The 22,930-nt window shown below is 45.8% G+C and carries 20 protein-coding genes; 6 read left to right on the top strand and 14 right to left on the bottom strand.

Annotated features, from left to right (window positions below; all coding sequences use genetic code 11):
* Positions 1–54: 54 nt before the first annotated feature.
* The 6 genes from R7V76_RS11875 to R7V76_RS11850 all read right to left on the bottom strand — a co-directional run bounded on the left by R7V76_RS11875 (position 55) and on the right by R7V76_RS11850 (position 4,864).
* On the bottom strand, positions 55–639 hold the full coding sequence (locus R7V76_RS11875) for a YqeG family HAD IIIA-type phosphatase (RefSeq protein ID WP_026829034.1): 585 nt from the start codon (positions 637–639) through the stop codon (positions 55–57).
* A gap of 151 nt (positions 640–790) precedes the next feature.
* The gene (locus R7V76_RS11870; RefSeq protein WP_318092670.1) at positions 791–2,140 is read right to left on the bottom strand and encodes an ArsB/NhaD family transporter; all 1,350 of its coding nucleotides are present in this window, start codon (positions 2,138–2,140) and stop codon (positions 791–793) included.
* A 56-nt stretch (positions 2,141–2,196) separates the two neighbouring features.
* Positions 2,197–2,976, bottom strand: a complete 780-nt coding sequence (locus R7V76_RS11865; RefSeq protein WP_318092669.1) for a phosphatidylserine decarboxylase — start codon at positions 2,974–2,976, stop codon at positions 2,197–2,199.
* Positions 2,969–3,439: a thioredoxin family protein gene (locus tag R7V76_RS11860; RefSeq protein ID WP_318092667.1), complete on the bottom strand. Its 471-nt coding sequence runs from the start codon at positions 3,437–3,439 to the stop codon at positions 2,969–2,971. Before R7V76_RS11860 ends, R7V76_RS11865 begins: the two co-directional genes overlap by 8 nt.
* Before the next feature lie 33 nt (positions 3,440–3,472).
* Positions 3,473–4,606, bottom strand: a complete 1,134-nt coding sequence (iadA, locus tag R7V76_RS11855; RefSeq protein ID WP_318092666.1) for a beta-aspartyl-peptidase — start codon at positions 4,604–4,606, stop codon at positions 3,473–3,475.
* A 63-nt stretch (positions 4,607–4,669) separates the two neighbouring features.
* On the bottom strand, positions 4,670–4,864 hold the full coding sequence (locus tag R7V76_RS11850; protein WP_012369663.1) for a YjzD family protein: 195 nt from the start codon (positions 4,862–4,864) through the stop codon (positions 4,670–4,672).
* 193 nt (positions 4,865–5,057) lie between these two features.
* Between R7V76_RS11850 and R7V76_RS11845 the strand changes: the two genes are divergently transcribed.
* Positions 5,058–5,867, top strand: a complete 810-nt coding sequence (locus tag R7V76_RS11845; protein WP_318092665.1) for a Cof-type HAD-IIB family hydrolase — start codon at positions 5,058–5,060, stop codon at positions 5,865–5,867.
* Positions 5,868–5,929: 62 nt separating this feature from the next.
* Here R7V76_RS11845 and R7V76_RS11840 read toward each other — a convergent pair whose 3' ends face one another.
* From R7V76_RS11840 to R7V76_RS11810, 7 genes are all read right to left on the bottom strand, one after another.
* The gene (locus tag R7V76_RS11840; protein WP_114596456.1) at positions 5,930–6,799 is read right to left on the bottom strand and encodes a YitT family protein; all 870 of its coding nucleotides are present in this window, start codon (positions 6,797–6,799) and stop codon (positions 5,930–5,932) included.
* 201 nt (positions 6,800–7,000) lie between these two features.
* A complete protein-coding gene (locus tag R7V76_RS11835; protein ID WP_318092663.1) occupies positions 7,001–9,301 on the bottom strand; it encodes a glycoside hydrolase family 65 protein in 2,301 nt (766 codons plus the stop codon).
* Positions 9,302–9,547: 246 nt separating this feature from the next.
* Entirely contained in the window at positions 9,548–10,576 is a 1,029-nt protein-coding gene (locus R7V76_RS11830; protein WP_318092662.1) for a LacI family DNA-binding transcriptional regulator, read from the bottom strand.
* 34 nt (positions 10,577–10,610) lie between these two features.
* Positions 10,611–12,140 (bottom strand): alpha-amylase family glycosyl hydrolase, encoded by a 1,530-nt coding sequence (locus tag R7V76_RS11825; RefSeq protein ID WP_318092660.1) that lies wholly within the window; start codon positions 12,138–12,140, stop codon positions 10,611–10,613.
* Positions 12,141–12,163: 23 nt separating this feature from the next.
* Entirely contained in the window at positions 12,164–12,997 is an 834-nt protein-coding gene (locus R7V76_RS11820) for a sugar ABC transporter permease (RefSeq protein ID WP_012369657.1), read from the bottom strand.
* Positions 12,997–14,349, bottom strand: coding sequence for a carbohydrate ABC transporter permease (locus R7V76_RS11815; protein ID WP_290830004.1), 1,353 nt, complete (start codon positions 14,347–14,349; stop codon positions 12,997–12,999). The genes R7V76_RS11820 and R7V76_RS11815 overlap by 1 nt, the downstream gene beginning before the upstream one ends.
* A 115-nt stretch (positions 14,350–14,464) precedes the next feature.
* Complete coding sequence (locus tag R7V76_RS11810; protein ID WP_318092688.1) at positions 14,465–15,724, bottom strand: extracellular solute-binding protein; 1,260 nt, start codon at positions 15,722–15,724, stop codon at positions 14,465–14,467.
* Between the two features lie 458 nt (positions 15,725–16,182).
* On the opposite strand from R7V76_RS11810, the gene R7V76_RS11805 reads away from it, so the two are divergent.
* Together R7V76_RS11805 and R7V76_RS11800 are read left to right on the top strand one after the other, a co-directional pair.
* Complete coding sequence (locus R7V76_RS11805; protein ID WP_290830003.1) at positions 16,183–17,970, top strand: glycoside hydrolase family 13 protein; 1,788 nt, start codon at positions 16,183–16,185, stop codon at positions 17,968–17,970.
* 116 nt (positions 17,971–18,086) lie between these two features.
* Positions 18,087–19,238 carry a cation:proton antiporter gene (locus tag R7V76_RS11800; protein ID WP_290830001.1) on the top strand — a complete coding sequence of 384 codons (1,152 nt, stop codon included), beginning with the start codon at positions 18,087–18,089 and terminating at the stop codon, positions 19,236–19,238.
* Between the two features lie 59 nt (positions 19,239–19,297).
* On the opposite strand, the gene R7V76_RS11795 is transcribed toward R7V76_RS11800, so the two are convergent.
* Positions 19,298–20,071 (bottom strand): enoyl-CoA hydratase/isomerase family protein, encoded by a 774-nt coding sequence (locus R7V76_RS11795; RefSeq protein ID WP_318092659.1) that lies wholly within the window; start codon positions 20,069–20,071, stop codon positions 19,298–19,300.
* A 197-nt stretch (positions 20,072–20,268) separates the two neighbouring features.
* Between R7V76_RS11795 and R7V76_RS11790 the strand changes: the two genes are divergently transcribed.
* The 3 genes from R7V76_RS11790 to pssA are packed head-to-tail and all read left to right on the top strand — an operon-like array spanning position 20,269 to position 22,846.
* Positions 20,269–21,651 (top strand): MATE family efflux transporter, encoded by a 1,383-nt coding sequence (locus R7V76_RS11790; RefSeq protein WP_318092657.1) that lies wholly within the window; start codon positions 20,269–20,271, stop codon positions 21,649–21,651.
* Positions 21,611–22,078, top strand: a complete 468-nt coding sequence (gene ybaK / locus R7V76_RS11785; protein ID WP_318092656.1) for a Cys-tRNA(Pro) deacylase — start codon at positions 21,611–21,613, stop codon at positions 22,076–22,078. The genes R7V76_RS11790 and ybaK overlap by 41 nt, the downstream gene beginning before the upstream one ends.
* Positions 22,079–22,099: 21 nt before the next feature.
* Entirely contained in the window at positions 22,100–22,846 is a 747-nt protein-coding gene (pssA, locus tag R7V76_RS11780; RefSeq protein ID WP_318092655.1) for a CDP-diacylglycerol--serine O-phosphatidyltransferase, read from the top strand.
* Positions 22,847–22,930 lie beyond the last annotated feature (84 nt).

The raw sequence follows: 22,930 nt of genomic DNA, 5'->3' as shown, positions 1-22,930 counted from the left end.
TCGCCGTACATGTTGCGACTGCTGCCTATCCTTTCATCTACCGGTATGACAGGGTCATTGCTGTTTATCTTGACGAAGCGTTTCAATCGGGTGTTTTAACGCTGCCGGATCTTCTTTGACACGTTGCGTCAATTTGTAGATGCCTTTACGTTTCATCCGACGGAAAATCAATCGTTCCATCAAGCGATTAAATTTTGTGACGACACCGTCTGTCTTGACGACGGGTTGCACGTGGATAACTTCGATACCTACTGAATTTGCACCTAACACATCTGTAAACAGTTGATCTCCAAGGAAGACCACTTCCTTCGCGTGATAACCAAATTCCGTCAACGCGCGTTTAAAACCAATCGGTAACGGTTTACGTGCCGGTGCAATATAATGTAAGCCAAGTGGATCCGCGAATTTCTTGACTCGATCGCCGTTGTTATTCGAGACGATGATGACGTCAAATCCGTATTGGTTATTCACCATATCGAGCCATGACACCAATTCGTCTGGAGCATCGGCAATATTCCAAGCAACAAGTGTATTATCAAGATCCGTCAAAATTGCTTTGACACCGTTTCGTTTTAACATCTCTAAGTCGATATCATAGATCGACGCCACAAAATGTTTTGGATAAAGTCGTTTAAACAAGAATAAAACCTCCAGATAATGGTCTAGCTCTATAGTTAAGTTTAAGAAACAGTTATGTTCTTATCGTTCGATTATAGCACAATCCATTTGATAGAGCGACGACCAAAAGAAAACGAAAGAGCACAGGTCTCTTCCGTTTCGTCATTTCTGTTCAATAATAGCGGATCCATAAATAGAGCTGCGAGATAATCAGTGTCACGATGGTGATCGGCGCTCCATAAAGCAGGAATCGTCCATACGTAAACTTCTCCCCTTGACGCGTCGCAAGCCCCGCGACAATTACATTGGCCGATGCCCCGATTAATGTCCCGTTTCCGCCAAGACACGCTCCGAGCGACAACGACCACCAAAGAACGTCGACTTGCGGGCTGTCCGGTGACAATCCGATTCCTGCCGCAACATCGTTGATTAAAGGAATCATCGTCGCAACGAACGGAATATTATCAATCGTCGCACTGGCAACACCGGATAACCAAAGAACGGCTGTTGCCGTCGTCTGGATATCTCCGCCTGTCAGCGTAATCGTTTTCTCCGCCAGGAAACGGATGATTCCGACTTCCTGAATTCCGCCTACGAGAATAAACAGTCCGGCGAAGAAAAAGATCGTCGTCCACTCGACCCGGGCGAATACTTCCTCCAATTGATGGTTGTTTTCAATCGTCAGCAGCATCAAGACGGTTGCGCCAAGAATCGCAATTGCCGGTGCTTCGAGATGAAGACCGATTCGACTGAGCAACGGATGAATAATGAACAAAGCAATCGTACTCAACAGGACGATACTGCTGCGCATAACCAGCTTCCGGCTGATGATATAGCTGTTTTCGTCAATTTCCATTAATTTTTGCTGATCTTCCGGTTCCACATGCAAATGTTTTCGAAAGATCATGTACAAAATACCAATCGTCACGACGGTGATCAATACGATCACCGGTGCGAGATTCAACAAAAAGGCATTGAACGTCAAATGCGGATTGGCTGCTCCGATCATGATGTTCGGAGGATCACCAATCAACGTTGCCGTTCCGCCGATGTTGGCAAATAAAACTTCCGCGAGTAGAAACGGGAACGGCTTGATTTTTAAGACCTTCGTAATCGAAAACGTGATGGGAACAATCAACAGAACTGTCGTAACATTGTCTAAAAAGGCAGATCCGAGCGCCGTTAATCCGGACAGTAAAATCAGGATTTTCACAGGATCTCCCTTTGTTTTCTTAGCCGCCCGAATTGCGATATATTCAAACAATCCCGATTGATTGGCAATCGTCACTAAAATCATCATCCCGATCAATAAGACGATTGTTCCCCATTCGACATATTCAAACAAGGCAGATTCCAAGCGGACGATCCCGAATATCACCATCGCGAGCGCACCTAACAGTGCGACGATTGCCCGGCTGATTTTTTCACTGATGATCAAAGCATAGGTCACTAAAAAAATGAATAAGGCCCCGTAAATTTGAAGCGACGAACTCGACGCTCCCGTAAACAATAAAACCTGCATGACAGATTCCTCCTAAGCATGACGAAACGCTCCCTTCGTGACGGGAGCGTCTTCATTCATGAATTCCAATAACCGATGCGTTGTCCCATTAAAACAGGACCTTTAATGTTTGATTCTAACGTCATCGCATCTTTCGGGCAAATCAAGACGACCGTTGAACCAAATGAGAAATAGCCGAATTCGTCACCGCGTTTGACTTCCCGGCTTTGATTCGTCCGGACGATGGTGTTGACGTTCAAAGCACCGACCATCACATGCTCCAGTGCATGGTTCCCGTTCGTGATACGGGTGACCCGGCGGTAGTTTCGCGTCAGCGGCCGTTTTCCGTATTCAAGTCCCAGATCATTGACCGGTGCTGAATCACGGCCGAGTGTGTAGCTCGTCCGGACAGTTCCGTCGATTGGTACATGCACCCGGTGATAGTTCTGCGGACTGAGGTAAAAAATCAATACCTTTCCTCCGATGTAGTGATCGGCTTCATGATGCGAACCGAGCAACTCAGATACCGAATATCTCTGTCCTTTAACGGTAAAACGACTGTCTTCCGTCAAATCCTCGACAACGGATAAGACACCGTCACATGGGCTGACGACAGCGTGCGTCGACTCGTCAATCGGACGGACGGTTTCCTTTAAGTTCCGGACAAACAAATCATGCAGCGTCTTATACGACTCGAGCGGCTGATCCGCCTCCTGCATCTGTAAGTCATACATTTTAACGAACGGTCGAATCAGCGGGCGGCTGACCGGACTCATCGCCAAGCGCCGCAATTGTCTTGCGACGGCCGGATGGCCATTCAGTTCAAACAGTTGCGTAAAGAACCATTTTTTAATCATTTAGATCACCTGACGATTCTTCCTCGGAATTTTTCACGGCTTTCCCTGCGAAAAATTCTTTATATGCGTCTTCTGTCTGCTCTCCGGATACGCGGCTGACTTCTTTTCCATCTTTGAAGTGAACGACAGTTGGTGTTCCTTCGATCCCGAACGTGTCCCAAGCCGACTGTTCGACGGCTAAGTCAATCTGTTCAAATGGAATATCCTGTTTTTCACCGAGCGGTACTAAGTATGGTTTTACTTTTTCACAGTGTACGCATCCCGTCTGATAAAAATACGTATAAAACTCATCACCGGACTTCAGCTTATCCGACACCTGACTCGCGGTTAGGTTTCCGTTTTTAGAGGCGGTATCCTCTCGATCCGTAAACAGTAACATCGTCGCCCCGATTAAGACGATCAGCGCAATCACACCAGCCGTAATCCAATTGGCTTTCGACTGCGGTTTTTTGGTTGGTTTCACACGGTTAGATTTCTTTGACACAGTATCCCTCCGTCATTTTGGCAACAGCCATTTTTTCTGAATCATTATAGCATGCCCCTCTGCAAGAATCGTATCGATTTGCAAAGCGTCATCAATCAGTAACAGATCGGCACGTTCCCCTGGTCGGATGTCCCCCCCGGAAATGCCATAGGCCTCGGCGACGTTTGACGTGACCGTCTGAATCGCGTCCCCGAAATGCACGCCATGCTTCACCGCTTCACGGACCGCATCCAACATCGAGGTCGGTTTTCCGGTTTCAAGACGAAGCAGTTTCCCGCTTTCATCAAAGGCAGGCAGGCTCGCGCCGGCGTCACTGGACATCGTAATCCGGCTCAAAGGAATACCGGCAGCAAGAGCACGTTGAAGCGCCTGTCCCGCTGGAATTTCCCCTTCTTTAATGAATGCTTCCGTCGTACAGGTCGTAAAATCAATTCTGCCACCTTGTTTCGCCCAACGTAAGCCGGCTTCAAAAATCCGTTCACTGCGGTTGATGTGCGTCGGCAAAAACTGGGTGATCGGAATATCCGTCGTTTCGACTACTTCTTCGAGCAGAGCAAGGGCACGTTTCCCGTCACCGATATGAACATTCATCGTTCCCCGGACTCCTTTTAAGAGACCGGCAATTCGTCCTTGCGAAGCAAGACGCGACAACTCATGGACCGTCGGTTGTGTGGAACGATGATCATTGATCGCAATCTCACCAATTCCGATGACTTCATTAATCAACAGAATGTCTTCCGCAATCGACGGCGTAATCGAAACCGGCGGGACCGCGTAACTGCCTGACAAGAGAAAAGAACGGATTCCTTGGCTCGTATAGCCGCGCAAGTGTGCGAGCAAATCGATTCCGGTTCGTGTCCAGCCATCTGTTCCAAGCAATCCGACGACGGTCGTGACACCTGCTTCGAGAAAATCAGTCGCCGAAAGCGGCGGTGTCCGTGTTGCAAAACCACCTTCTCCGCCCCCACCAATCGGATGGACGTGTCCATCGAGCAGACCAGGAATCAGTTGTTTGCCCGTCCCGTCAATCGTCTGCGTAATCAGCCGTTCATCCACTACATAGGAACCGATGGCAAGAATTTTTCCCGCACCAACCAGTACATCCGTCGCTTCACCGGCCACTGTCACATTTTTAAGTACTATCATCACTTGCCTCCTAAATCATAAAAAGCGAGCCGGTCGTCCAAATGACGACAGCTCGCTTTCATCTTATTCTGCCTTTGTCCCTTGACCAAGACCAAGATCTTCGTTGACTGCATCAAGTGCGAAGACGACAAGTGAAGTCACGACTGACATAGCTGTCGCGAATCCGAAGTTATACGTGACTGCATCGACCGCTGATACGATGAACACAGCTGTGTTCACGAGTAAGAACGACCAGAAGAATGTAACGAGAAAACGCATTCTTCCCCCTCCATTTCTTAGCTTACTTTTTAATGTCCTACGTTTCGTAGTATATCATTTTTTAAGGGAACAGACAGCTTTTCTCCAATTTTTTTAAACGCTTTCCTCAATTCAAAAAGCAGACAATTTTAGATATTTTTCGATTGATTATGCTACAGTAAGCGTAATGAATCCAGAGTGGAGTGAGTATCCCATGCAACGTCATCTGATCGCCGTCGATTTGGACGGCACATTATTACGCGACGACAAAACCATCAGTCAGACCAACTTACACGCGTTGAGAACGGCACGCGAGAACGGCCACGAAGTCGTCATCGCCACCGGACGTCCTTTCCGGCACGCGAAACGCTATTACGATGAACTCGGATTGACGACACCGATCGTCAATTTTAACGGCGGACTGGTTCACCATCCGCATGATTCACATTTTGAAGTCAGCCATCATCCAATCCCGCTGAAAACCGTCCAGCACATCCTGGAGTCGGTATCGGACTCGAAAACACAAAATATCGTGTGTGAGGTGACCGATCATGTGTACTTCCAAAACGATCCGGTCGGAATTTATGAATTCTATACAGATCACGCTTTATCCGTAACGACCGGTGATTTACGAAAAGTTCTGCAACACGAACCGACATCGCTTCTGATTCATGCGAAAGGTGAACATGTCCAGGACATCCGGTCCGAACTTTCAAGCATTCATGCGGAAACGGTCTTGAACCGTCAATGGGTCAAACCGGAATATATGGTCGAGGTCATGCGAAAAGGTACGAGTAAAGCAATCGGCTTACACCAAATTTCACGTCATCTCGGAATCGAACAAAAACAGATCATTGCTTTTGGCGATGAAGAAAATGACTTGGAAATGCTCGAGTATGTCGGGCATGGTGTCGCGATGGGCAACGCCATCGGAGCACTAAAACTGGTTGCTAACGGTACGACGAAATCGAACCAGGAAGACGGGATCGCTTATTACCTGAAACATGTGCTCGGTCTGATTTAATCTCATGAACAAAGCCGGCTTTTCTGTCTATCAGACAGAAAAGCCGGCTTTGTTGTTTCACCTTACCCTTTACGGAAGTAACCGACGACAGAGTCTGTCGCGACGACGTTGATGAACACCGTTTCGTCCGCATCGCGGCAAATCCGTTCAATATCGCGCAACTCATGCCGTTCGATGACCATCATCAGCGTCGACTTCTCAGCTCGTGAGTAGGTCCCGATGGCCGGCATCTGCGTAATTCCTCGAATGATGTGTTGATGAAGTGCCGTCGTGATATCGTCGGCATGATTCGTAATGATGAAAATCGTCAACCGTTGATTGCTTGTATGAATTTCATCGACGACTTTCGACGTGACATAAATGAAGACAATCGTATACAGTGCCGTCGACCAACCAAACAATGCACCTGCAAGGATTGCAATCAAAAAGTTCAATACAAACAGGTATAACCCCACACTCCGGTCGGAGAAACGGGCAAAAATCAATGCCACGATATCAAAGCCACCCGTAGATGCACCGAATTTAATCGTAATTCCGGTTCCGATTGCCAGTAAGACCCCGCCAAATACGGCATTGAGTGTTTGATCACCCGGAATGACAGCATACTGAGGAATAAGTCCGATAAAAATCGTTGTCGCCAAAACGGAAATCAATGTAATGATGGTAAAACTGCGTCCGAGCATAATCCATGCTAAAACAATCAATGGCAGATTCAAAACTAAGAACCAGACGTTTTCCCCGAAAGCAAACGCCGTTCCTTGTAACACCTGCGTTAAAATCTGGGCAAGTCCCGTAAATCCTGTCGAGTAAACACCACTTGGAATCAAGAACCAGTTCATCGCTACTGCGATGACGAATCCGCCAATCGAGGCAACAATCACTTTTAACATACTTTCCTTTACAACCGCTGTCACACCTTGTTCTCCTCTCATTCGTAAACTATCTTGGAACACTTTAGCACATAACAAATGTGTCCGGATAGTCAAGATGATGAAAGAATTGTATTTCTTTTTTTGGTAACGCTCTCATTTTCAGAAGTTGAACACATTCTTCCTCAGACGAAAAAAGGCGGCAGATTTGACATCCGCCACCTCGTTTCATACCCAGTAAAGATTAGTCTTTTTTTAGTTTTCTTAAACAGTCATCGAAGCTGGAATGGTAACCGCACCTTCTGCCGGGACTTCAACCGGTTCGCCATGAAGCTGTAACGTAAAGGCTTCACCTGCGTTTTGTTCAATGCACACTTCGTTCTGTTTGACCTGAACGAGAATGTGATGTCCGCGCCATTGCATGCGGAACGAATAACTGGTCCAGCCTTTCGGCAACATTGGCTTGAAGGACAGTGTCCCCTGCTCGACACGAAGTCCGGCAAATCCGTGAACGATCGACATCCACGATCCGACCATCGATGTGATGTGGAGACCATCTTCTGTATCGTTGTTGTAGTTATCAAGATCGAGCCGTGCCGAACGTTGATAAAGTTCCATTGCTTTTTCTTCATAACCGACTTCTGCCGCGATAATCGAGTAGATACACGGTGAAAGTGATGATTCATGGACCGTCCGCGGCTCATAAAAATCAAAGTTTTTCTTCTTCTCTTCAATTGAGAAACGGTCTGTCAGGAAATAGAGTCCTTGCAAAACATCGGCCTGTTTGATGAAGACAGAACGCAGAACACGGTCCCATGACCAATTTTGGTTTAACGGGAGGTGTTTTGCATCAAGGTCCGCGACCATAATCTGTTCCTTATCCATGAAACCATCTTGCTGCATGAACACATCTGGAACCGAATCGTCTTTCGGATAATACATTTTTTGATCAATCTCGGCCCAGTGAGCTAATTCTTCATCTGTGATAGCTAATTGATGAATTAATTCCTCAAGGCGTGCCGGTTCTTCCTGCTCCAGGTGACGATAGACCGTCTGAGCGTACTCGAGACACCAGGCAGCCATCAAATTCGTATACCAGTTGTTGTTGACATTATTTTCGTACTCATTTGGTCCCGTGACACCAAGAATCATATAGACATCTTTATGCGGGACGTAGTTGACGCGACTTGCCCAGTAACGTGCGATTTCAACAAGTACTTCAAATCCGTATTGTCCGAGGTAGGAAGTATCTCCTGTGTAGTTCGTATAGTTATAAATCGCATGGGCAATCGCACCATTCCGGTGGATTTCTTCATGTGTGATTTCCCACTCATTGTGACACTCTTCCCCGTTCATCGTCACCATCGGGTATAACGCACCCTTCATCCCGACATTTTTATCCGCATTTTCTTTCGCTTGCGGCAATTGGTTATGACGGTACTTCAATAAGTTCCAAGCCACGTCGGGCTTCGATGTCGCAAGATAGAAGTTTAGGCAGTATGCTTCTGTATCCCAATAAGTCGCACCACCGTATTTTTCTCCGGTAAAGCCTTTTGGTCCAATGTTCAGTCGGGAATCTTCACCTGTATACGTTTGGAACATATGGAAGATGTTAAAACGAATCCCTTGTTGGGCTTCAACATCGCCTTCAATCTTCACATCCGCTTCTTCCCAGTGCTTCAACCAAGCTGCTTCATGTGCAGCAAGTACGCCATCAAATCCGGTATCAAACGCGTTGTTGACACGTTTCATCGCCTGCGCCAATAAGTCTTCAATTTCATAGTCACGATTTGTAACGAGCGCTACTAATTTTTCAGCTGTCACCGCTTCACCTGCCGGTACCTGTTTCGTGAAACGATTTGCGACATACTGTAATGTACTTTCAAGCACTTCACATCTCGCACCCTCGACATCGGTAATCATGGCCGCTGTGACATGCCAATCCAGTTTTTTTGTTTTCGATGTCACATAAGCAAATCGTTCTTCCGCTCCATGCTCTACCGGAAGCCAGAATTTTTCATCATAGTTGGAGTCTTCGTTTTCGACGTCCGCGTCAAGATAGGATTCAATGACCACTTCCGCATCAAAGTTAACGGGTGTGACCGTATATCGGAGTGCAGCCAGTTCTTTATCCACGATCGAGAAGAAACGTGTTGATTCAACCTTCGTCTCTTCCACACCGTTTCGGATCAGCATCGTTCGTGTCAAAATACCATGTTGCATGTCGAGTTCACGTTTGAAATCGACAACTTCCCATTCGTTCAAATCGACATTTTTTCCATTGATCGAAACACGAAGTCCCATGATGTTGACGGCGTTCAAGACTTTGGCGAAATATTCCGGATAGCCATTTTTCCACCAGCCGACCCGTGTTTTATCCGGGTAGTAGACGCCCGCGACGTACATCCCTTGATGCGTGTCTCCCGAGTAGTCTTCTTCAAAATTTCCGCGCATTCCCATATGACCGTTTCCGATCGCTGTCATCGATTCAGCAAGCCGGTTGTCTTCCGGATGAAAACCCTGTTCCGTAATTTTCCACTCATTAATATCAAACAATCGTTTCATGATTAGTCGCTCCCTTATTCTTAATCACATAGATGCTTAGGCATCTTTTTGTAAGCGTTTTAATTTTCTCTACATTCTTTATTCTACACATAATCATCGTTAATGCAATCGTTTGCACGAAAATAAAAATCTTTTTCCATCCGCCCGGTCTTTTCGGATGATGGAGAGCTTTCCCGTGCTTTTTCCGCACAAGAAAACACCACCTGCCGCGAACGGACAAGTGATGTTTTCCTGGACAGCATTCATTTATTTTACGGTGCCTCCACAAGATTGACGAACAACTAAATAATGAGGGACGATGACACGTTTTCCATAGGGTGTCGCCTCTTCGTTCATTTGTTCGATCAGACAGTTTGTTGCTTCAAATCCTAAACCGAAGATGTTAATTTCAACGGAGGTCAACGGCGGACTGGAAAATTCCGCGATGAACAGATTGTTGAAACTGACGACAGCCATCTGATCGGGTACGCTGATTTCCATCTCATTCAACGTACTCATGACACCAAGCGCCATCATATCATCACTGACGACGACAGCCGTCGGCGGGTGCTCAAGCGACATCAATCGTTTGACGGCGTCTGCTCCTCCGGTCGTCATGAACGGTGCACTGACGATGTATGATTCGTTAATTGGAAGACCTTCCTCCATCAAAGCTGTCTTGTATCCACCGACCCGTTCCTGAGTGACGGCTAAATCCTGGGATCCCCCGACAAACGCGATGCACTCATGTCCAAGTTGATGTAAATATTTCGTGACTTCACGCCCCGCAAGATAGTTGTCGGTATCGACATAAGTGACATGTGAGGAGTCACTGAATGGTTTCCCGACAACGACGAACGGAAACTTTGAGTCCTGTAAAAACTGAACGACCTTATCATCTGTCCGGGAATACAAGACTACGACACCGTCGACCCGACGACCCTGAACCATCGAGACGACACCTTCGTAGACTTCTTCTTCCGAAACCCCTGTCGTCATATACAACGAATAACCGTTTTGATGTGCTTTTGTGCTGATCCCGCGAATCACTTCCGAGAAAAATGGATTTTGTAGTGTTTTTGTTGCTGCACTGGGCATGACAAGACCGATGGCCTGAGTCGTTCGATTGGCAAGACTCCGGGCATGGACGTTCGGATAGTAGCCGAGCTCCTCCATTGCCTGACGGACACGTTCTTTTGTTTTTTGACTGATGCGCGGACTGTTGGCAATTACACGTGAGACCGTAGATGGTGCAACGTTCGCTTCTCTTGCGACATCCTTGATTGTTACTTGCATCCCTTTCACCTCATCATTTCCCTACAAATGTATTTTAGTGTGTTTCCTTTGTCCGATTGATCCGTCGTCGATGGACGAATAAAATGATTAAGGCAAGGATCGGAGCGATTGAGCCGATCGCAACGAGCGACATCCAGTTGACCTGCGAACGTTCCACGACATATCCATTGGCACTGCCCGCATCGAGCGTTACTTCATAGGCATCTCCGTCTTGACGTACGACGTCAGAGAACAACAGCCCCCGCAGACGTTGATCGTCACCGATTTCTGATGCTTTCACGCGCAATGTCGTTTTCTTTTCCCCTAAATTGATGGCATATAGGACAGACTGATCTTTGACTTTTCGTTCGAAGACCGCCATATGATCCGTTTTAGCCACCAAGCGCTGTTTCCCGGTCTCAAAAGCAGGATAGTTCTTGCGCATCTTGTTTAACGTCTGCACATATTCCTGCATCTTATCGTTTTTATCGAATTCCATCATCATCCGGTTTCCCGGATCTTCTCCACCAGGCATCGCGACTTCTGTTCCTTGATAGACGATCGGCATGCCGGGTGCTGCATATAAAGCGAATAAAGCTAAACGCAGTTGTCGTTCCTCATCAACAGCTCCACCGATTTTCGCTTCCGTAATAAAGCGTTTCAGATCATGATTATCAATGAAGTTCGCTAAGGACATTGCTTTCGGATTAAACGTAGTATCTCGATTATAAACCGAATCTAATTCTTCCGCTGAACCATTTTTTCGGGCGAACTGATCCTTGATTCCATAGTAAAACGGGAAGTTCGTCACGGAATCAAATCCCAGTTTCGAATAGGTCGCAATCTTACGCGGATCACCGTCAAATACTTCACCTAATAAAAAGAGATCCGGATGCTCTTTTTTGACAGCCGGGATGAATGTTTTCCAAAAAGCCGGTGGAACATGGCGGACGGTATCGAGTCGGTAACCGTCGATTCCGGTTTCATCCACCCAGTAGTTCGCAACGTCAATCAAATAGTTGACGACTTCTTTATTTTCCGTATTAAAATCCGGTAAATCAAACAGCCAATTGTTTTCGACTTCCGCCTGATTATTCCAGTTCATGATCGTCTGTTCTTTATGAAACCAGTCCGGTTTTTCTTTTACGAGTGGATGGTTCGGCCCGAGGTGATTGACGACTAAATCAAGCACCACTTTCAGGTCCCGTTCATGCGCTTCTTTTACTAACGTTTTAAATTCTTCTTTTGTTCCGAAATGGGGATCAACCTCATAATAATCGTCCGTCCAATATCCATGATAACCGTTTGGCCGGTTCTTAAAAATCGGTGTCAGCCAAATCGATGTAAAACCTTGATCCTTGATATAATCCAGACGCTTTGTGACACCTGCCAGATCCCCGCCTTGAAACGCTTTTGGATCATCGGGATTTGCTTCCAAGTCATTACTTTTGTCACCGTTCTCAAACCGGTCGACCATGATGAAATACATTCGTTCTTTTTCCCATCCTGCAGCTTCGCTTGTCTGTGGAAACATTCCGATAGACAAGAGAAGCGGCAAGAGGAGAAGCATCACGCCTCGTCTCATGCCGCTGATTCCCCCTTGATTGATTAACCTTTTGTTCCGCCTGCCGTCAGTCCAGATACGAAGAAACGCTGGAAAGCGAAGAACAGAAGAACGATTGGTACTGCTGATAATACGGCACCTGCCGCAAACAATGTAAAGTTATTATCGAATTGCTCTGAAACCATGTTGTACAGTCCAACAGCGAGTGTCTGTTTCTCCGGCGAGCGGAGAACAAGTGACGCCAGGATGAAATCGTTGAACGGTGCCATGAAATTGAACAAAGCGATAACAGCTACCATCGGTTTTGCAAGTGGAAGAATGATCTGCCAGAAAATCCGAAGATGTCCTGCTCCATCCATCCGCGCCGCTTCATCCAGTTCTTTTGGTATTGTATCAAAATATCCTTTCGCAAGATACGTGTTCATCGGAATCGCTCCCCCGGCATACAGAAGAATCAATGCCAAATGCGTATCAAACAATTGCAACATGTTCAACAGAACGTAAATCGCGATGATGGCAACGAATTGCGGAACCATCTGCAACACGAGGAACAGGATCAGTGAATTCTTACGTCCGACGAACCGGTAACGTGAGAAGATATAACCTGTCAACGTAATCAGTGCGACGGAAACGACCATCGTAATGACAGCGATTTTGATGGTATTCAAATACCACATACCATAATCCGTTTGTGTCGCATCAAATAAATCAAAGTAATGAATCAATGTCGGATTGCTCGGGAAGATGTCCGAAGTAATACTTTTCCCCGGGTTAAGCGATGTGCCGACAACCCAAAGGAGCGGATACACGATAATTATCGAGGCGATCGTCAAAATGAGGTATGACAACGCCATATTGATTCGGTTTTGTTTTCTCATTAGATCATATCCTCATCTTTGAATGATTTTGAACGTTTAAACTGAATGACGGCAATCGTCATGATGAAGAACGACAGCACCAGCGTAATCGCGGCAGCAAATCCGTATTGCGGATTCGAACCAAGCGACAGTTTGTAGATCCAGGAGATCAGGATGTCTGTTCCGCCGGCCGATTGACCCGGAACAGCCGGACCCCCGTTGTTAAAGAGATAGATGATATTGAAGTTATTGAAGTTAAACGTATATTGCGTAATCAAGATCGGTGCTGTCGCAAACAAGATCATCGGTAATGTAATCAGGCGGAATTTTTCACCTGACGTCGCACCGTCAATCGTTGCTGCTTCATACAAATCTTCTGGAATCGACTGCAGAATCCCCGTCGTCAATGTCATGATATACGGGAAACCGAGCCACCATTGAATACCGATTAAAGCTAAACGCGTGTAAGTCGGATCTGTCATCCACTCGACACCGCTGTCAAGACCGATTGCCGGTAATAGTGTCGTATTAAAGACACCAAACGTCTCATTGAACATTGAGCGGAAGATGAGGATTGTGATGAATGCCGGTACAGCCCAAGATAAAATCAAAATCGAACGGAAGAAACGTTTTCCTTTTAGTCCTTTTTGATTCAACAAGACCGCAAGACCAATCCCGATTGCGATGACACCTGTTGTCGAAGCGACCGTCCAAACGAGTGTCCATCCGAGTACGCTGACGAACGTGTCGCGGAAGATGTCGACCGTAAAGATGTTCAGGAAGTTTTGAATTCCGATCCAGTCAACGAGTTTCGCCGGTGGTGAATTATTGAATTTATAGTTCGTAAAGGCAATTAAAAACGTGAAAATCAAAGGTAAGACGACCGTGAAGACAAGGAGAACCAACGATGGAATCAGCATCGCGTACGGGAATCCGTTATCTCGGAAGTTCCGCAACTGCATTTTCAAAGAAGGAACTTCTAATTCCAAGTCACGGAGCTTACCGATTCGATACGCATCGATAAAGTTCCAGACGTAAATGGCGATACCAAACACAAGCAGAATCAATGCAATGATTCCCTCGACCATCAAGAAGATCGAGTGATCCCCCCTTACGCCTGCTACCTCACCGAGTGTAATCAATCCCCAGATCGCTCCGCGATCTCCGGGACCGTTCCCAGCACCTTTAAAAAACAGTTCGAAGTTAACTAAAAAATACGATAGGACGACGATAAAAAATGTCGCACCCTTTAAAAATTGTTTGTTGTACAGTTGTCCCATCCCTGGAACAATCGATATCGCTGCTGCAATCGTCCGATGATTCGTTTTGGGCTTTGGTGTTTTCGTGGGTTGTGGTGTCGCAATGGCCGCCATCGTCTGTTCTCCTTTCCAAAGGTCATGTCTGACCTCAGGCTTCTCTTCCAACCATAAAGATAAGGGGGAATCCAAGATCCCCCTTTCTTTAATTCTGTGTCAGTCATTCAGTTGATTATTGATTGTTTGCTTCGATTTGTTGCTTGATTTGTTTTACAGCGTCATCAGCTGATTTTTGTGCATCTTGTTTGTTTGTTGCAACAAGTTGAAGCGCTGCTGCCATCGGCTCCCAAACTTGACCCATCTCAGCGATGTTCGGCATTGGTACACCGTCTTTAGACTGTGCGAAGACAGCTGCTGCCACTTCGTTGTCTTTGATCGTTGCATCTTCTTGAAGCGAAGTGACCGGTGGGATCTCGTTGTATTTCTCAAACATCGCTTTCGCGTTTTCTTCACCCGTTAACGACGCAAGGAATTTTTCTGCCCATTCTTGGTTTTCCGAGTAAGCTGAAACAGCATACGTCTTCACGCCTACGAATGTTTTGATTGCTTCACCGTTTGGAAGCTTTGGAAGTGCTGAAGCACCTAAGTTAATGCCTTTTTCTTTATAGCTTGCGACTGCCCATGGTCCGTTCATGACTGCGACTGCTTTCTTGTCGCCGAACAACTGATCCATTGCTTGACCACCGCCACCGCCAATCAAACCTTTCGGGAAGAGACCCTCTTTATACCATTTACCGATGTAATCCATTCCTTCAACTGCACCTTTGTTGTTGAGACCGATGTCTGAAGGATCGAGTTTTCCATCGTTATCTTTAAAGACGTATCCGCCGTATCCACCGATTGGACCGTGTGCGAAGTAGAAGTTATCCCAAAGTGCGAGGAAACCGTATTTACCGTCTTTTTTCTGTTCTGTTGAGATTTTGTAGAGGTCATCCATTGAAGCCGGTGCTTCTTTTAACTCATCTTTGTTGAAAAGAAGGATCGGTGTTTCAACTGCTTTAGGATAACCGTAAACTTTACCGTCGAACGTAACAGCTGATTTAGCTGTATCGATGAAAGGTTCGAGTGCTTTTTCACCGTCTTTGAGTTCAGCAATCAACCCTTGGTCAACAACTGTTCCGATTTGGTCATGTGGAAGAAGAATGATATCCGGACCTTTTCCTGCAGGACCGTCAAGAGCGACTTTCTTTTGTTGATCTGTCATCTTCACTTCTTTGACTTCAACTTTGACGCCTTCTTTTTCCTCAAATGCTTTAGCAGCGGCTTTAGTTGTTTCCGCTTTTTCTGTATCTTCCCAGATAACGATTTTCGTTGGTTTTTTACCGCCTTCTGAACTTGTATCAGAAGAACCTGAATCTGTTCCGCCGCCACATGCTGCAAGAGCACCGATTGCCATGACAGATACTGAAAGACCTGCTACTAATTTTTTGATTTCCATGTTCGAAAATTCCTCCCCAAGTTAACGTACGAATGATAAGTTCTGATGCACAACGTTTGCATAAAGGCACAACCATTTTCTTATGATAACAACCGAGCGGTTGTAAGCGTTTTATGAAAACGTTTGCATCACCTTTACATTTTTATTATACAATCTAAAATCCTTTTGACAAGTCCTTTTCTTTAAATATTTCCTTACATTCAAAAAAGATTTTCGAAAAGTATTCTTAAAAATCGTTCGGGCGCATTAGTTAAATGATTTTAAAAAGAAAACGTTTACATTTATCTGATTTGCACAACTAAGTGCAATCGATTGCGCTATTATAGAAGGATTCCTTGTCTCCTCTTGTTTTTTTCTGGAATTCCAATTGACTTTAAGAAAGCGCTTCACTATTCTTAGGTCGAGGACAATTATATTAGAATGCAAGCGATTGCACATAGGGAGTGACCAAAATGCTGAAAGAAGCTGTTTTCCACCGCGCGATGTCACCGTTCGTCTATAAGTATGATGACAAAACCATTCATGTTCGACTGCAGACGAAAAAAAATGATGTCGATCACGTCGATCTTATTTGGGGAGATCCGTACGACTGGCATACCGAAAACCCGGATGATGCCGATTGGAACTTTGATCCGTCCAAATCAAACTATTGGAATACTTTCGAAACCCCTATGAAACGGAGCGGGTCAGATGAGTTGTTCGATTATTGGTTCATCGATGTCGTTCCTCCTTTCCGCCGACTTCGTTACGGATTCCGGCTTCACGACGGACATTCGAGTCAAGTCTTTACCGAACGTGGCTGGTTTGATGAAAAGCCGCTAGATGATACCGGATACTACTTCTGTGTTCCTTTTTTAAACAAAGTTGATGTGTTCCATGCTCCGGACTGGGTGAAGGATACAGTCTGGTATCAAATCTTCCCCGACCGCTTTGCTAATGGAGATTCGACGAATGATCCGGCCGGTACCCTTCCATGGAACAGTACGGCACCTACAACGACAAATCTGTTCGGCGGTGATTTTCAAGGCGTCATTGATAAAATCGATTACTTAGTGGATCTCGGCATCACAGGCATTTACTTCTGTCCAATTTTCGAAGCCAAATCGAATCATAAATACGACACGATTGATTATTTGGAAATTGATCCGCAGTTCGGAACTAAAGAAAAGTTTAAGGAAATGGTTGATTTACTGCATGCAAATGGGATTCGCATCATGCTGGATGCCGTCTTTAATCATGCCGGTTTCCACCATAAAGCATTCGCCGACATTCGGGAACACGGCAGCAATTCTTCTTACCGGGATTGGTTCCACCTCCGGAACTTCCCGCTCGTAACCGAACCGATGCCGAACTATGACACGTTTGCGTTTGTTCCGGAAATGCCGAAGTTCAATACGGAAAATCCGGAAGTAAAAGCATACTTACTTCATGTCGCCCGTTACTGGGTCGAAGAATTCGGAATCGACGGCTGGCGGCTTGATGTTGCCAACGAAGTCGATCATGCCTTCTGGCGTGACTTCCGTTCTGTCGTCAAGGAAGCGGATCCGGAGACGTATATTCTCGGTGAAATTTGGCACGATTCACAGGAATGGTTGCTCGGTGACCAATTTGATGCCGTCATGAACTATCCGTTCACGAATGCTGCGCTTAATTTTTTTGCACTCGACAAAACATCTGCTTCCACCTATGCCAATGACATGTCGCATGTCTTATTCTCGAACACGGTCAACGTCAACGAAGTATCGTTTAACTTAATCGGTTCACACGATACGCCACGGGCTTTGACCCGTGCGGGGAATGACAAAAACAAGATGCGCCTGTTGCTGTTATCCATGCTGACCTTCTCCGGAAGTCCGGTCATCTATTACGGAGATGAAATCGGACTCGACGGTGATCAGGATCCGGGTTGCCGGAAATGTATGCCGTGGAATCCGGAAGAGCAGGATTTGAATCTGTTGATGTACACAAAACATCTGCTTCAGTTGCGAAAGCAGCACAAGACACTTGCCAATCACGGACAGATTTCATTCGTCCATGCCGACGATGAAACCAACACCATCGTCATGCGCCGCATGAGTCAGGATGGGACGTATTACGTCTATTTCAATAACTCGAATCATCAGGCGACGATCCCGGCTCCTCAGTCCGGCCAAGGAATGGATCTCTTTTCAAACACACCGCTTCCTTCATTAGAAGTGACGCTCGCTCCGTATACGGGAACAATCATTCAAGTGATTTGATTTTCAGACAGACTTTTTGCTCCTCAGCAAAAGTCTGTCTTTTTTCATTTCTATGACAAACCCGTTAAGGTATTTGATTTAGGGTAAAGGAAAAAGAAAGGAGGGAAAACTCTCTTATGGAAATATTTCTTTATGCGGGATTGATTCTGATCGGCTTGTTCGTCGTCAGTTATCTCAGTGAACGGTTTCACCTCCCGAGCATTCTTGCCTTTATCCTGATTGGAATCATACTTGGTCTTTATTATGATTTGCCGGAAGAATTGAAACTCGGCGGAGAAGCAGGCATCATTGTCTTGTTTTTCCTGCTCGGTCTAAAGTTTTCGGTCGCTGATTTATTAATCCAGTTTCGCAACATCTGGAAAGCGGGACTGATTGATCTTCTGTTATCGTTTGGCGGTACCTTCCTCTTGACTTTGGCCTTCGGATTTTCGGTACCCGAGGCATTTTTAATTGGCTGTGTTCTGTATGCGACAAGTTCGTCGATTTCGGCCCGCCTGCTCGACCGTGAACCGGATAAACACAAAGACGTGAATCGGTTTGTCCTCTCGTTACTTATCTTCGAAGATTTAGCGGCGCCTCTCTTATTAACAAGTGCCCCGTTTGTTCTCGGAACACAAGAGTTCACCTTCGTAAAAGTCGGAACGATTTTTCTTGGATTTATTTTCTTATTCAGTGCTCTGATTTTTTTAACGGTCTTCATCCGTCAAAAATCGAGAGTCGTCGATTCTCTTTACCGTCACCCGGATGCCGGCATCGGAATCATCGGCTTAATTTTGACTTTTTCAGGAATCGGGATCATGTTTGGTTTATCCGAAGTCCTGGGTGCGTTTATCGTCGGGATTTTATTAACGGAAATTAAAGAGACACGTTATTTAAAAAGACTGGTAACGCCTTTCCAAGATTTACTTTTACCCTTGTTTTTCATCTCGTTCGGCATGTCGTTTGAATTGACGGAAGGACTCCCCTTGGATTGGTTTTTCGTTGCCCTTGTCGTTTGGGGACTTCTTTCTAAATTCCTGGTCGGTTTTTTAGGGGGACGAGCGTTTGGTCTTTCCAACTACCATGCGATTGAGTCCGGCTTCTGTTTAGGACCACGCGGAGAATTCTCTATTTTATTCATTACGCTTGCGAGCGGAGCTTTTGTCACATTGACCGGATTGTACATTTTTGTTTCCGCTTTTCTTGGAATCATGCTATTTCGAATCTCAACCGGCCTGACGGATCGTACTCATGCGACTGCTCAAAAGATCAAACAAAAAATCAAGTGAATCATAATAGGACCTTCCGGCAGATTGCCGGAAGGTCCTATTGATCGTTCCCTCTGTCATCAGCGACCGCTGAAAACGGGCGCTTTTTTTTCTAAAAATGCTTGAACCGCTTGCTGGTGATCTTCTGTCTTTCCGGCACGGGATTGATAAATAATCTCCTGAGCCAGCATATCCTCGAGTGTCGATTCGGAACTTGCTGATTGCAACTGTTTGATATATCCGATGACTTTCGTCGGTCGGCTCGCAAGAAGTTTAGCAAAAGCAGCTACTTCTTGTTCATACTGTCCGGCGTCCACACTTTTTGTCACTAAATGATAGTCATAGGCTTGTTGCGCGGTAATTGTTTCACCTAATAAGGCAAGCTCGAGTGCTTTAGCTGACCCGATCAACCGGGGTAAGAAGTACGGAGCACCGGCATCCGGAACCAATCCGATATTGATGAAGCCAAGTGATAATTTCGCATCATCGCGTACAATCCGGAAATCACAGGCTAATGTAAGCGAGAGTCCCGCCCCTGCAGCCACTCCATTAATGGCAGCGATGGTCGGCTTTTTCGTCGTTGCCAATGCCCGAACGACAGGATGGTAATATTGTTTTAAGTAGTCCCCGTGGTCCATACCGGGTTGTACGGTTTTTAAATCCTGCCCCGCACAAAATCCGCGCCCGGCCCCCGTCAAAACGATGACCCGAACAGTATCATCTTGATTCGCCTCTTCGATTGACTCCGCCAGTTCGGTTAAAAGTGCTGATGTGAGCGCATTCAGCCGTTCTGGACGTGATAACGTGATGGTCGCAACCTGCTCTTCAACAGCATAAGTGATTTCAGTTTTCATTCCATTCCCCTCCATTTCAAAAATGAACATCCATTCATTATGATGTATTCGTGATGTTTTATGAAAATCCTTTTAAATACTCTCTTTTTTTATGAAAGCTCACCTTTTGCTCTTTCATTATGAAAATCGAAGGCGTATAGTTTCCAAAAGATACAGAAAGACAATACGTTTTAAGGACTTAAAGGGGAATTAAATTTATGAAAACAGTTAAACAACAATCATTATTCCAAATTACATGGCCGCTATTCATTGAAATTGCGCTTCATATGAGCCTCGGAATCATCGCTACATTGATTCTCAGTTATTATTCTGACAGTGCAGCAGCTGCTGTCGGTGTTTCCAATCAGGTACTGAACATTTTCATCATCCTGTTTAACATCACATCCGTTGGAGCAACCATCATCATTGGTCAATATTTAGGCGCGAAACGGGTTCAGGATGCCCGCCAAACCGCACGATCTGCTTTTTCGATTAACCTATACATCGGTTTAATCATTTCCGTTCTTGTTGCCTTGTTCGGAAAACAACTACTCGGATTCTTCTCTTTAGAAGGAGAAACACTCGTATATGGCGAAACGTTCTTAAAGATTGTTGGTCTCTTCTTATTCTTGGAAGCCATCTCTCTTACACTCGGTGCCATCTTACGCAGTCACGGTTTCACAAAAAATGCTATGTACGTCACGTTACTGATGAACTTCGTCAGTGCCTTCGGTAATGTTATTGCCGTCCTCGGATTGTTTGGTATTCCTGTCCTTGGAGTCGCCGGAGTCGCTTGGTCCATCGTCATTGCACGGTCTGTCGCCGTCGTTTTACTCTTTTTCGTTGTTTACCGGAAACTATCTTTACGCTTTAAATTAAAAGATTTGGTGCAAATTAACCGACGCGATATTAAAAGTATCATGAACATCGGCATTCCTTCTGCCGGAGAAGGTGTATCGTATCAGTTTTCTCAACTGATCATTACCGGCTTCATTGCAACTATCGGAGAGTCAGCTCTCTCTGCACGCGTTTATGTCTCAAACATCACGATGCTTTGTTTCTTGTTCACATTAGCCATCGCACAAGGGACACAATTATTAGTCGCCCGCCAAGTCGGAGCTCAGCAATTCGAAGCAGCACATGCTCGTGCTATAAAAACACTGAAAATCGCTGTTTTTGCCAGCTTCGCCTCTGCTGTTGCACTGGCCTCTGTCGGGACATCCATTCTGTCCATGTTCACATCAAGTCCGGAAATCATCGCCATCGGTATTCCGTTGTTATGGGCGAGTGTCATTCTTGAACCGGGCCGTGCCATGAATATCGTTCTGATGGGAACATTAAAATCAGCCGGGGATGTCCGTTTCCCTGTCGCCATCGGTATTCTCTCGATGTGGGGAATCGCAGTTGTGCTCAGTTATACACTCGGCTTGCAATACGGACTCGGATTACTTGGTATCTGGATCGCCTTCTCTGCCGACGAGTGGTTCCGCGGCATCTTTGCCTTAAAACGTTGGAACAGTCGGAAGTGGGCTCAATATGCTGTCGTCAAAGGAGAACAACATGACCACAACGAACGTCGCGAGACTTCTAAAGCAGTCTGACATCCCGTTCGACTTGCTTTCCTATCCTGTTGATGAACAGGATTTATCCGCTCAAAATGTCGCTAGAAAGATTAATTACCCGCTTTCGTCTATTTTTAAAACATTAGTTTTAGAAACAGACATCCATCAATATGTGTTTGCTGTCATTTCCGGCGAAGAGGAAGTCAGTTTAAAAGCAGTCGCCCGGACGGTGTTTGCCAAGAAAACACATTTGGTGCCAATGAAAGATTTAAAGCAACTGACGGGGTACATCCGAGGAGGTGTCGCCCCGATTGGTGCGAAAAAACCTTTTCCAGTCCTTTTATCCGATTCGGCTCTGAATCAAGAATTCATCATCATTTCGGCTGGCAAACGCGGTCTGCAGGTCAAACTCGCTCCTGATGATTTTCTCCGCTTCACGAACGGGATTGTCTTCATGAACCGCTGATATCTATCAGTTGTTTATGATATGATGGATAGTATCGAAGAAGTGGCAGGAGGAATCATTTTGTGGAAAGAACGTGTGCGTAACTCTATTCCGAACCTCTTTACGTTCGGAAATTTATACTGTGGTTTTCTTGCCATCGTCATGGCGGCGCGGGGAGATTTTCAAAATGCGACCTTACTGATCGTAATCGCGATGATGCTCGACAGTCTGGATGGTCGAATTGCCCGTATGCTTGGTGTCGCTGGTGACTTCGGAAAAGAACTGGACTCACTCGCTGATGTCGTGACCTTTGGTGTCGCTCCAGCCATGATGGCCTATTACACTTATTTTTATGATTTTGGAGAAATCGGTTTGCTGATTGCGGCGTTGTTCCCTCTGTTTGGTGCATTTCGTTTGGCCCGTTTTAATCTGTCGGCTACTAATGTAGCTTCCGCCTACTTTTCCGGTGTGCCGATTACAGCGGCCGGAGGTATTTTAGCCGTCGTCACCCTGTTCAGCGGACGTATGAATGATTTAATGGTGCCGCTCGTCTTTACGGCTCTCGCTTTCTTAATGGTAAGCCGAGTCAAAATTCCGAGCTTCAAGGATATTCCGGTACCGCGACATACATTTGTCATCACCTTTACATTGCTGTACGTAACCTATGTCATGATTGCCCGCAGCAACGAATGGTCGACTTTCTGGTTCGTCGCCGTTCCGCTCTACATTGCCTTTTTATTGTTTTCCTTCATCAAAAAGAAAAAACAAAAAAATCATCAGACTGATTAAAAACAGACCGGTTCGTCCGGTCTGTTTTTTTAATACCATGAATTCCACCTCCATTCTGGCTCGACGCCCTTTGCTACAGGTATA

Origin of the sequence: Exiguobacterium artemiae (assembly GCF_033342815.1) — a bacterium.
Classification (GTDB): domain Bacteria; phylum Bacillota; class Bacilli; order Exiguobacteriales; family Exiguobacteriaceae; genus Exiguobacterium_A; species Exiguobacterium_A artemiae_A.
The sequence above is the reverse complement of the archived record's forward strand: the minus strand, read 5'-3'. Positions and strand labels throughout refer to the sequence as shown.

Coding starts and splice junctions, on each gene's coding strand:
- R7V76_RS11830 (WP_318092662.1), bottom strand. CDS start 10,576: ATGCAAGTAACAATCAAGGATGTCGCAAGAGAAGCGAACGTTGCACCA.
- R7V76_RS11825 (WP_318092660.1), bottom strand. CDS start 12,140: ATGAGACGAGGCGTGATGCTTCTCCTCTTGCCGCTTCTCTTGTCTATC.
- R7V76_RS11850 (WP_012369663.1), bottom strand. CDS start 4,864: ATGCGTTTTCTCGTTACATTCTTCTGGTCGTTCTTACTCGTGAACACA.
- iadA (WP_318092666.1), bottom strand. CDS start 4,606: ATGATAGTACTTAAAAATGTGACAGTGGCCGGTGAAGCGACGGATGTA.
- R7V76_RS11840 (WP_114596456.1), bottom strand. CDS start 6,799: ATGAGAGGAGAACAAGGTGTGACAGCGGTTGTAAAGGAAAGTATGTTA.
- R7V76_RS11870 (WP_318092670.1), bottom strand. CDS start 2,140: ATGCAGGTTTTATTGTTTACGGGAGCGTCGAGTTCGTCGCTTCAAATT.
- pssA (WP_318092655.1), top strand. CDS start 22,100: ATGATGGATAGTATCGAAGAAGTGGCAGGAGGAATCATTTTGTGGAAA.
- R7V76_RS11820 (WP_012369657.1), bottom strand. CDS start 12,997: ATGAGAAAACAAAACCGAATCAATATGGCGTTGTCATACCTCATTTTG.
- R7V76_RS11815 (WP_290830004.1), bottom strand. CDS start 14,349: ATGGCGGCCATTGCGACACCACAACCCACGAAAACACCAAAGCCCAAA.
- ybaK (WP_318092656.1), top strand. CDS start 21,611: ATGACCACAACGAACGTCGCGAGACTTCTAAAGCAGTCTGACATCCCG.
- R7V76_RS11800 (WP_290830001.1), top strand. CDS start 18,087: ATGGAAATATTTCTTTATGCGGGATTGATTCTGATCGGCTTGTTCGTC.
- R7V76_RS11835 (WP_318092663.1), bottom strand. CDS start 9,301: ATGAAACGATTGTTTGATATTAATGAGTGGAAAATTACGGAACAGGGT.
- R7V76_RS11865 (WP_318092669.1), bottom strand. CDS start 2,976: ATGATTAAAAAATGGTTCTTTACGCAACTGTTTGAACTGAATGGCCAT.
- R7V76_RS11795 (WP_318092659.1), bottom strand. CDS start 20,071: ATGAAAACTGAAATCACTTATGCTGTTGAAGAGCAGGTTGCGACCATC.
- R7V76_RS11790 (WP_318092657.1), top strand. CDS start 20,269: ATGAAAACAGTTAAACAACAATCATTATTCCAAATTACATGGCCGCTA.
- R7V76_RS11845 (WP_318092665.1), top strand. CDS start 5,058: ATGCAACGTCATCTGATCGCCGTCGATTTGGACGGCACATTATTACGC.
- R7V76_RS11805 (WP_290830003.1), top strand. CDS start 16,183: ATGCTGAAAGAAGCTGTTTTCCACCGCGCGATGTCACCGTTCGTCTAT.